Consider the following 8,723-nt stretch of genomic DNA (forward strand, 5'->3'; position numbering starts at 1 on the left):
GACCACCATGTCGAACCGGCTCGGCTGGGCCGTCGTGGCGGCACAACGGGTCGAGGTGGTGGCCAGGTCGCGCTCGCCGACCTCAAGCGCCAGGCGCACGATGTCCGGCGCCAGCTCGAGGCAATCGGCCTGCCGCGCCGGTGACAGATCCAGCCACGGTCTGCGCAGCGCCAACGCCCGGGCCGCATCGCCGAGCATCTCGGCGCGCACCGCGAGCGCGTCGCCGATCACCATGCGTTGATGCAACGGCAGGTCGGTCAGCTCGACGCCGTCGACGTAGCCGCCCAGCCGGAGGTGTTCCTCGGCGAGGTCACGTTGTTCCCGGGAGTATGCGATGGCGGCCACGAAGCCGTGCAAATATGCCAGGGGGTTGCCGTCCATCTGTGCCGGAATGCTTGCGACGTGGGCGATCGCCTCGTCCCACCGGCCCCGCAGGAAACTGGCGAAGGTCGCCTCTCCGGCGATCCACGACCCGCGTACCGTGCCGGCCTGCTCGGCCATGACCAGTGCCCGGCGCAACTCGGCGTCGTACTCGCTCCACCGCGCGTCGGCGGCCAGCGCCGCCAGCTCGCGAGACACCAGCACCAGGCGCAGGTCGACCGCTTCGGGATCGGTGTCCTCGGTATCGAGCACGGCCATCGCCTTGGCCCGCAGCTCGTATTGGGCGGCGGGATCCAGGATGGACAGCGCGTGGTAGGGAAAGGCGCTGGCGAACGCGTCGTCGCACTGGCGGGCCAGCGTGAACGCCTCCTCGGCACGCGCGCGAGCCTCCTGCTGTTGATCGAGGTCGACCAGGAGCAGCGTGGACAGTGCGGCCAACCGGGCCCGCCAGCGGGGTGGCACGTTCGGGTTCGCCAGACCGGACGTGACCACGGCGAGCGCGTCGGTGAACCGCCCGAGCCGCCCCGCCGCGCGGACGAACTGTACCCGCGCCACCCCTTCCACCTCGCCGCCCGGCCCGGCGCGGAACACGGCCTGGGCATTGTTGGTCGACTCCTCAAAGCGGCCGAGCCAGAACTGGGCCTGCGCGAGCCGGCAGCGCAGTGTCGGCAGGATCTCGCCGGACTGGCTGGCCTCGGCGACCGCGCGGGCGAGCAACTCGGCGGCGACGGCGGGCGCGGTCCGCACCATGGTCTCCGGGATGCCGGCGAGCCAGTTCGCCGCCCAGCTGTCGGGACGCCCGGCGGCCAGCAGGTGCCGGGCCACGACGTCCCGGTCGTAGCCGGCCTCGGCGAGCGCTCGGGCCATGCCGCGGTGGAACTCCTCGCGTACCGCCGGCGGGGACTGTTCGGCCAGTACCTGCCGGATCAACTCGTGCCGGAACCGTAGGCGCCGCCCCTCGGCCCGCAGGACGCCGGTGGCGATCGCCTCGTCTACCACCTCCGACAGTTGCGCGGTGGACCGGCCGGTCACCACCGAACACTCCGCCACCTCGAACTCGGTGCCGAGCAGCGCGGCCACCCGCAGCGTGCGATGGGCGGACTCCGACAGGAAGCCCAACCGCCGGGCGACTGCGGCCACCAGCGACTCCGGCGTGGCACCCGCCTCGCCGACGAGTTCCGCCACGCCGCCGGTGATGCGCAACAGCGCGTCGCGGGACAGGGCCTCGGTCAGCTCACGCAGGTACAGCGGGTTACCGGCGGCCCGGTCGAGTTCGGCGGTCAGCAGCGGGCCGGGGCGGGCACCGAGCACCATGGTCGCCAGGGAGGATGTCGCGGTCCGGTCGAGTGGGCCGAGGTCGATGACGCAGGCGCCGAGATCGGCGACGACGGTACGGAGCCGGCGCAGTGCCCGGTTCGTGGCTGCCGGTCGGCAGCCGGCCATCACCAGCAGCGGGATCTGGTCCACCGACCGGGCCAGCCGATGCCACAGTCCGACGCTGGCCTCGTCGGCCCACTGAAGATCGTCGAGCGTCAGCACGACCGGACCCTTGGTGCAGAGCCGGTCGATCAGGGCGATCATCCGTTCGCCGACCGCGCCGACCGAGAGCACGCCGGCGGTGTCGCCCTGCAACATGCGGGCGAGTTCTGCCCGGTCCGGATCGGTGGCCCGGGTGGAGACCCCCAGGCACTCCGCCATCAGGCGCAGCGGGAAGTCCTCCATGAACTCGTCGCCGCCGGCACTCAGTACGGTGCAGCCGGCTTCACCCAGGCGTCGCATCACCTCGCCCAGCAAGGTGGACTTGCCGATGCCCGACTCGCCCTCGATCCAGACCACGTTGCCGCGGCCGTCGACGATCCCCCGCATCAGATCGTCGAGAATGGACAGTTCTGGCACTCGGCCAGCCAGGCGTGTCACCTGCGGAAGGGACATGGACCCACCATAGGGGGGTACGCGAGCCGCCCGCCATGGCCGCACAGCCGGTACTTCGGAGCGGTTTACGGCTGTCCCGGTCGGGTGGTCCGACCGGGACCGGCGGTGCGGACTCGGGTCAATGACTCCTACGTGCGGAAGGCGACGTGGGCTCACCGGTGCCGGCCGGTGAGCCCACGATCAGTGCGGCTGGATCAGGCCCGGGACCACTTCTGGTTGGGGGTGCCGGCGCAGTCCCAGAGTTGCAGCCGGCCACCGTTGTTCGGGTTGTTGTCCCGCACGTCGACGCACCGGTTCGCGTTGAGGTTGACCAGGTCGCCGGCGGCGTTGAGGGTGAAGCGTTGGGCCGGGTTGCCGTTGCAGGTGACGAGGTTGACCTCGGTGCCGTTGGCGGTGCCGGCCCAGGCCGGGTCCATGCACTTGCCCATGGCGCGGATGGTGCCGTCGGCGGCGAAGGTCCACGCCTGAGCGGCGGTGGTGTTGCAGTCCCAGATCTGTAGCGGTGCGCCGTCGTACGGGTTGGCGCTGGGGATGTCGATGCACCGGCCGCTCTGCTGGCCCCGGATCCGGGTGGTGCCCGGGTTGCCGTCCGGGACGTAGCTGTAGACCCGGACGTAGTCGACCAGCATCTGCTGCGGGAACTGGGTGGAGCCGTCGGGGTAGCCGGGCCAGTTTCCGCCGACCGCGACGTTGAGAATCATGAAGAAGGGGTGGTCGAACACCCAGCGGTTGCCGCCGAGCCGGCTCGGGTCGACCCGGTGGAACTCGACGCCGTCGAGGTACCAGCGGATGATGTTCGGCTCCCAGTCCACCCGGTAGGTGTGGAAGGTGTCGGCCAGCGGCTGCCCGATGGTGCGGCTGCCGGTGATCCCGCCGCCGCCGGAGTAGCCGGGCCCGTGGATGGTGCCGTAGACCGTGTTGGGCTCCCGACCGATGTTCTCCATGATGTCGATCTCGCCGGCGGCGGGCCAGCCGACGCTGCCCATGTTGTTGCCGAGCATCCAGAAGGCCGGCCAGATCCCCTGGCCACGCGGGATCTTGATGCGCGCCTCGAACCGGCCGTACGCCTGGGTGAAGGTGGCGGCGGTCAGCAGCCGGGCCGAGGTGTACTCACACCGGCCGTAGTGGCACTGGTAGTTGGCCGGGTTCTCCCGGCGGGCGGTGATGACCAGGTTGCCCTGCCCGTCGTGCACCGCGTTGCTGGTGCTGTTGGTGTAGTACTGCCGCTCGTTGTTGCCCCAGCCGCCGCCGCCGATGTCGAAGCGCCACCGGGACTGGTCGACCGGCGTGCCGGCCGGTGCGTTGAACTCGTCCTGCCAGGTGAGGCCGCCGATGGCGGCGGCGGCCGGCGCGGCGTTCACGGGTACGACGAGCACGCTGGCGACGATGGCCGCGGCGAGGACGGCGGCTCCCCGTCGGAGCCTGCGGGAGATGGCGGACACGATGATCTCCTTAGGGGTGGACGGATGAGGTGGGCGCCTCGGCGAGGAGGGGGAGCGCTCTCTCTATCGCAGTCTGTCGATTTGTCGAGCTTTAGTCAAGGTTGTTAACAGTGATCATCCGGGTTCGCCGATGCGGCCGAGGCGCGGTGGTGGGCGCAGCGGCGGCGCTCGCTCGACCTCCGGCGACCGTCAACCGATGGTTGACGACGACGCGCCGTCAACCTAGAGTTGACGCATGACGAATCCTGTCCAGATGAGCAACCCGGTCCGCCTCGACGAACTCATCGAGGCCATCAAGAAGGCCCATTCCGACGCCCTCGACCAGCTCACCGACGCGGTCATGGTGGCCGACCACATCGGCGAGATCGCCGACCACCTGATCGGCCACTTCGTCGACCAGGCCCGGCGTTCCGGGGCCTCCTGGACCGAGATCGGCCGCAGCATGGGAGTGAGCAAGCAGGCCGCGCAGAAGCGTTTCGTGCCCCGGGCCGACGCCGCACCGCTGGACCCGCAACAGGGGTTCAGCCGCTTCACCCCGCGGGCCCGCAACGTCGTGATGGCGTCGCAGAACGAGGCCCGGGCCGCCGGTAACGCCGAGATCAGCCCGGTTCACCTGGTGCTCGGCCTGCTCGCCGAGCCGGAGGCGCTGGCCGCGAAGGCGCTGGCCGCCGGCGGCGTGTCGGTGGAGGCGGTGCGCGAGGCGGCCACGGCGGCGCTGCCGCCGTCGTCGGGTGAGGCGCCCGACCTGATCCCGTACGACGCGGCGGGCAAGAAGGCCCTGGAGCTGACCTTCCGCGAGGCGCTGCGGCTCGGGCACAACTACATCGGCACCGAGCACATCCTGCTGGCGCTGCTGGAGCAGGAGGACGGCGAGGGCGTGCTCACCGGCCTCGGCGTCGACAAGGCCGCCACCGAGGCGAACATCGTGGCGACCCTCGCCCAGATCCAGGCCTTCCCGACGAAGTAGGAGAGACCGTCAGCCGGGCGGTGATTGACGGTCTCTCTGTGGTCAGGACGCGGTGGGGAAGCCGTACCGGGCGGCGTGCTCCGGGTCGGCCGGGTCGATCTGGCGCAGCCCGGCGTCGGCGAGGCGCTTGTTGACCTCGTCGAGTCGCTCGCGTACCAACTGGGCCTCCTCCTCGGTGACCCGACCCCGGTGCGGCTTGCCCGCGTGCTCGACGGTGCCGTAGTCGATCTTCTCGGCACTGCGGCGCGTCTTCGGCGGGCGTACCCGCTCAGCGGTCTTCAGCAGTTGCGCCATCGGCATGTCGGTGGCCATGGCGTCGAACTCGCTCGCGGTCAGCACCACCCGGCGCGGTTCGCCGTGGCCGTGCCGGTCGTGGATCTCGACCACCGCCACGTCCAGCGCGGCGTCGTCGATGCTCTCCACCTCGACCGGGGTCGCGTCCAGCTGCACGGGCCCGGCCACCAGGTCAGGGTGCTCCAGGACGACGACGCGAACGGCCTCGTCGTCGGGGCGCAGCACCGTGCCGGTGAAGTCGGAGACGTGGATCGTCTTCTTACCCATGTGCGCAGCAGCTCCTGTCGTAACCCGGTCAAAGGACCAGAAGACGTTACCCGACAGGTGTGCGAAAGACCGCGTTGGCTCGCCGGGCGTCAGAGGGTGTTGAAGTGGCGCCGGGCGGAGGTGCCCGCCGGCAGTTCGTTCAGCTCGTGCCAGGAGGGGGTGCCGACCTCGGTGCGGTGGCCACGGTACGGCGGCTGGGTCGGGAACCGCCCGGCGGCCGTACGACCGCGCCATATCCGCTCGATGTCGTGCTGGTAACGGTCGTTCGACTGATTCGGCATGACCCCCACCGTCCCAAAGAAATTTGTCCATGTATGGAATTAGGTATGACGGTTGATCGATGGATAGGGTTCCCGGCTGGGGCGATCATCGCCCGATCGGTTCGCTCCGCCGACGCGCCCGTCGTACCGTGAGCGGCGTCGAGGCGGCAGCGACGGCGCGGGAGGTGGGTGATGCTCGACCGGCGGCTTCACCTGCACCTGGCGACCTGGCTGGGGCAGTGGCCGGCTGGCCCGGGCCGGCACGTCGTGGGATCGGCGCGGCGCGCCCGACCGGCCTGGGATGGTCGGTTGCGACCGGCCATCGCGGTCACCGCGGGAGCGAGCACCGTGCTGTCCGTACCCCCGGACCGGGTCGCGGCGGTGCGTGAACTGGTCCGGCGGCCGGACCAGCTGCTGCGTGCCCTGCCGGCGGCGGTCGGTCATCCCGGCTGGGTGGTCCACGACGACGTGTTCCGGTGGAGCTTTGCGCCCACGCCCCTGCCCGATGTCGGCGAGTGGATCCCACCCACCACCGTCGGGCTGCCGTCCTGGCTGCGCCTGTTCGACCGGGCCGTGCTGGTGGTCCGGGACGACCGCGGCCGCTACCTGGCCGGGGTCGGGATCAAACGCCACGACCGGCACGGGCACGAGCTGGCGGTGGGCACGGTGCCCGCCGCCCGGGGGCGGGGACTGGCCCGGTGCCTGGTCGCCCAGGCCGCCCGCCGGGTGCTCGACGACGGCGCCATACCGACCTATCTGCACGACCGGGGCAACGCCGCCTCCGCCCGGGTGGCCGCGGCGGCCGGCTTCCCAGACCGGGGCTGGCGGTCGTACGGGGTCTACCCCGGCTGAGCACTGACGGCAGGGCGCGGACCGTGGATCCCGGGCCGGATCCACGGTCCGCAGCCTCCCCCCAGGCCCGTGTGAGGCTCGACCCCGATCACGCTACGTATCCAGACGCCCGGCGGCAAGCTGCCAGCGCCGCATGCGTGGTGTCCAATAGTGGACTTGACCTGGCCTGACGTGCCGGGCATCGACCGTCCGGGTCAGTGACGCAGGGTGCGTATCAGGTCGAGGACCTGCCGGGTGACCGGGCGCAGCACTCGCAGCCGGGACAGCGCCACCAGCCGGTCGATCAGCGGCACCGCGCCGTCGATCAGCCGCCGGGTCCTGGTCTGTTCCGGCGAGCGGTCGTGGACCCAGTAGAGCACCGTTCCCATGTACGCCAGCCAGAGCAGCTCGGGCAACTGGGGGCGCAGCTCCGCGTCGACCTTGGCGGTGGAGCCCGCCAGCACCTCGGCGAAAAGCTCGATGGACGCCTGGCGTGGCCCGGTGGACTCGGCGGAGAAGGGGCTCAGCGGTGAGGTGGGCTCCGCGGCGGTCTTGAAGAAACTGGCCGCGAACTCGTGCGACGGGGTCAGCACGTCGATGCCTGCGTGCAGCACCCCGGCCAGCCGGGCGGCGAAGTCCGACTCGCGTTCCAACACCGGCCGCGCCGCTGCCCGGTGTTCCACCTGCGTCCGGGCGTAGAACTCCTGGATCAGGTGTTCCTTCGAGCCGAAGTAGTAGTAGGCGTTGCCGACCGCGACCCCGGCCTCCTGGGCGATTGCGCGCATGGTGGTGCGGGCGTAGCCACGTTCGCGGAACAACCGCATCGCGGTTTCCAGGATCAGCTGCCGGGTCTGCCCGCCCCGGGCGGTGGCCGGCTCACCCGCAGCGGTCGTCGGCGCAGTCTGGTCGGTCATCCGGGCCACCGTATCCCGCCGTGCCACCGGCCGGCTCCGGCCACGGTTCACGGACGCGTTCGCGAATCGCCGAGGCGGCGGCCACCATTCGTCGAGCCAGCGGCAGCAGGTGGGGACGGGCCAGACGTTCGGCCGTCGCCCGGTGCTCGGCCAGCGCCCACAGACAGGCGAACCAGGCGCCGTCGCCGGCGTACACCTCACCGGTGTCGGCCACCACCGTCAGGTCGCGCAGCGTCGCCTCGTGGTCCAGGCCGGGGAACCGCCGCCGGGCCTCGGCCGAGCCGGCCGGCAGGAACTCCAGGGGTACGAGCTGAGTCCGCGACGCCAGCCAGCCGCGCGCGGCCCGGCACAGTGGGCAGTGTGCGTCGTACAGGACGGTGAGCCTCCGGATGCCACCGCCCCCGTGCGCGGTGGCATCCGGCAGCCCACCGGTCCCGCCCGTCGGGCAGGCGGTCATCGGGGTGGCGGGGTCGGGTCTGCCGTCCCGGTGACCTGGCCGTGCGGGGCGGCCGGGTAGGCGTGCTGCTGCATCGGCAGCCGGCCGACCGGGGGGAGTGGCGGATGGGTGGCGAGCTGGCGCAGCCGGCTGTGGCGGTACCGGCCGAGTGCGAAGACGTTGAAGAAGTGCAGCGCGCCGAGTACCAGCAGCACCAGGCCGATCTTCAGGGACAGCTCCTCCATCGCCCGGCTGGTGGACCCGATCGCTCCCGAGTGGCGCATCGCCACCGTCACGTAGCCGAGGTTGAGCAGGTAGAAACCGACCACCAAGAGGTTGTTCACGGCGCGGGCGAGACGCTCGTCGCCGAACACCTCCTCGAGGAAAATCATTCCGTTGCGGGTCAGTGCCCGGGCCACCCAGACGGTCAGGCCGATGCTGACCGCCAGGTAGACCAGGTACATCCAGACCTTGATGTCCATGTCGAACCCCCGTCTTGAACGTGTTCAACTTCCGGCCGCCTTAGCGTAGGACAGATGTTGAACACGTTCAAGAAGTAACTCAGGCGGTCAGGCCCAGCGCCTCGGCGGCGGCCCGACCGTTGGCGTGGCTCGCGCCGTACGTGATGACGAAGGCCCGCGCGCCGACTGGCCGCCAGCTGGCCGGCCAGCCCATCTCCACCACGATCACCGGGTGCGTGGCGGCCAGCGTGGCGGCCAGCTCCGGGCCGCCGGGCAGGCGGTGCAGGTGCCGGCCGACCAGCACGATCGGGCGGATGCCGGCGCGTCGGCGCAGCGCGTCCGGGTCGGCCTCGGCGGCCACCACCCGGATCTCCTCGGTGCCGTTCAGGTGCGGGCCGAGACCCCACGGCACCCGGCCCTCGGCGATGGTGGACGCGGCGTGCAACTGCACCACCAGCGGGTGGTCCAGGCCGGCCAGTACGCCCTCCACCCGTACCAAGGCCCGGCCGTACCCGTAGAAACGCAGGTGCAGTGCGAC

Annotated in this window: 9 protein-coding genes and 1 pseudogene; 2 read left to right on the forward strand and 8 right to left on the reverse strand. The window is 71.2% G+C overall.

What is annotated here, in order from left to right:
* Together AB0M52_RS26010 and AB0M52_RS26015 are read right to left on the reverse strand one after the other, a co-directional pair.
* A partial coding sequence (locus AB0M52_RS26010) for an AAA family ATPase (RefSeq protein WP_363958725.1) occupies window positions 1-2,313 on the reverse strand: 2,313 nt, incomplete at its 3' end.
* Window positions 2,314-2,507: 194 nt separating this feature from the next.
* Window positions 2,508-3,755: a family 16 glycosylhydrolase gene (locus AB0M52_RS26015; protein ID WP_363958728.1), complete on the reverse strand. Its 1,248-nt coding sequence runs from the start codon at window positions 3,753-3,755 to the stop codon at window positions 2,508-2,510.
* A gap of 235 nt (window positions 3,756-3,990) precedes the next feature.
* Here AB0M52_RS26015 and AB0M52_RS26020 point away from each other — a divergent pair, with 235 nt between their 5' ends.
* Window positions 3,991-4,722 (forward strand): Clp protease N-terminal domain-containing protein, encoded by a 732-nt coding sequence (locus AB0M52_RS26020; RefSeq protein ID WP_363958730.1) that lies wholly within the window; start codon window positions 3,991-3,993, stop codon window positions 4,720-4,722.
* 42 nt (window positions 4,723-4,764) lie between these two features.
* On the opposite strand, the gene AB0M52_RS26025 is transcribed toward AB0M52_RS26020, so the two are convergent.
* Complete coding sequence (locus AB0M52_RS26025) at window positions 4,765-5,283, reverse strand: hypothetical protein (protein ID WP_363958733.1); 519 nt, start codon at window positions 5,281-5,283, stop codon at window positions 4,765-4,767.
* 89 nt (window positions 5,284-5,372) lie between these two features.
* Window positions 5,373-5,564 (reverse strand): DNA repair protein, encoded by a 192-nt coding sequence (locus tag AB0M52_RS26030; RefSeq protein WP_363958736.1) that lies wholly within the window; start codon window positions 5,562-5,564, stop codon window positions 5,373-5,375.
* A gap of 171 nt (window positions 5,565-5,735) precedes the next feature.
* On the opposite strand from AB0M52_RS26030, the gene AB0M52_RS26035 reads away from it, so the two are divergent.
* Window positions 5,736-6,395 (forward strand): GNAT family N-acetyltransferase, encoded by a 660-nt coding sequence (locus AB0M52_RS26035; protein WP_363958739.1) that lies wholly within the window; start codon window positions 5,736-5,738, stop codon window positions 6,393-6,395.
* A 194-nt stretch (window positions 6,396-6,589) separates the two neighbouring features.
* Here the strand turns inward: AB0M52_RS26035 and AB0M52_RS26040 are convergent, their stop codons facing one another.
* From AB0M52_RS26040 to AB0M52_RS26055, 4 genes and pseudogenes are all read right to left on the reverse strand, one after another.
* Window positions 6,590-7,288 (reverse strand): TetR family transcriptional regulator, encoded by a 699-nt coding sequence (locus AB0M52_RS26040; protein WP_363958742.1) that lies wholly within the window; start codon window positions 7,286-7,288, stop codon window positions 6,590-6,592.
* The gene (locus tag AB0M52_RS26045; protein WP_363958745.1) at window positions 7,251-7,745 is read right to left on the reverse strand and encodes a DCC1-like thiol-disulfide oxidoreductase family protein; all 495 of its coding nucleotides are present in this window, start codon (window positions 7,743-7,745) and stop codon (window positions 7,251-7,253) included. The genes AB0M52_RS26040 and AB0M52_RS26045 overlap by 38 nt, the downstream gene beginning before the upstream one ends.
* Window positions 7,742-8,206, reverse strand: coding sequence for a hypothetical protein (locus tag AB0M52_RS26050; RefSeq protein ID WP_363958748.1), 465 nt, complete (start codon window positions 8,204-8,206; stop codon window positions 7,742-7,744). Before AB0M52_RS26050 ends, AB0M52_RS26045 begins: the two co-directional genes overlap by 4 nt.
* A gap of 79 nt (window positions 8,207-8,285) precedes the next feature.
* Window positions 8,286-8,723: pseudogene (locus AB0M52_RS26055) on the reverse strand (glycoside hydrolase family 3 protein); the annotation flags it as partial.

It is taken from the genome of Micromonospora sp. NPDC051296, from assembly GCF_040682255.1.
Classification (GTDB): Bacteria; Actinomycetota; Actinomycetes; order Mycobacteriales; family Micromonosporaceae; genus Micromonospora; species Micromonospora craterilacus.

Coding starts and splice junctions, on each gene's coding strand:
- AB0M52_RS26025 (WP_363958733.1), bottom strand. CDS start 5,283: ATGGGTAAGAAGACGATCCACGTCTCCGACTTCACCGGCACGGTGCTG.
- AB0M52_RS26035 (WP_363958739.1), top strand. CDS start 5,736: ATGCTCGACCGGCGGCTTCACCTGCACCTGGCGACCTGGCTGGGGCAG.
- AB0M52_RS26030 (WP_363958736.1), bottom strand. CDS start 5,564: ATGCCGAATCAGTCGAACGACCGTTACCAGCACGACATCGAGCGGATA.
- AB0M52_RS26050 (WP_363958748.1), bottom strand. CDS start 8,206: ATGGACATCAAGGTCTGGATGTACCTGGTCTACCTGGCGGTCAGCATC.
- AB0M52_RS26040 (WP_363958742.1), bottom strand. CDS start 7,288: ATGACCGACCAGACTGCGCCGACGACCGCTGCGGGTGAGCCGGCCACC.
- AB0M52_RS26020 (WP_363958730.1), top strand. CDS start 3,991: ATGACGAATCCTGTCCAGATGAGCAACCCGGTCCGCCTCGACGAACTC.
- AB0M52_RS26045 (WP_363958745.1), bottom strand. CDS start 7,745: ATGACCGCCTGCCCGACGGGCGGGACCGGTGGGCTGCCGGATGCCACC.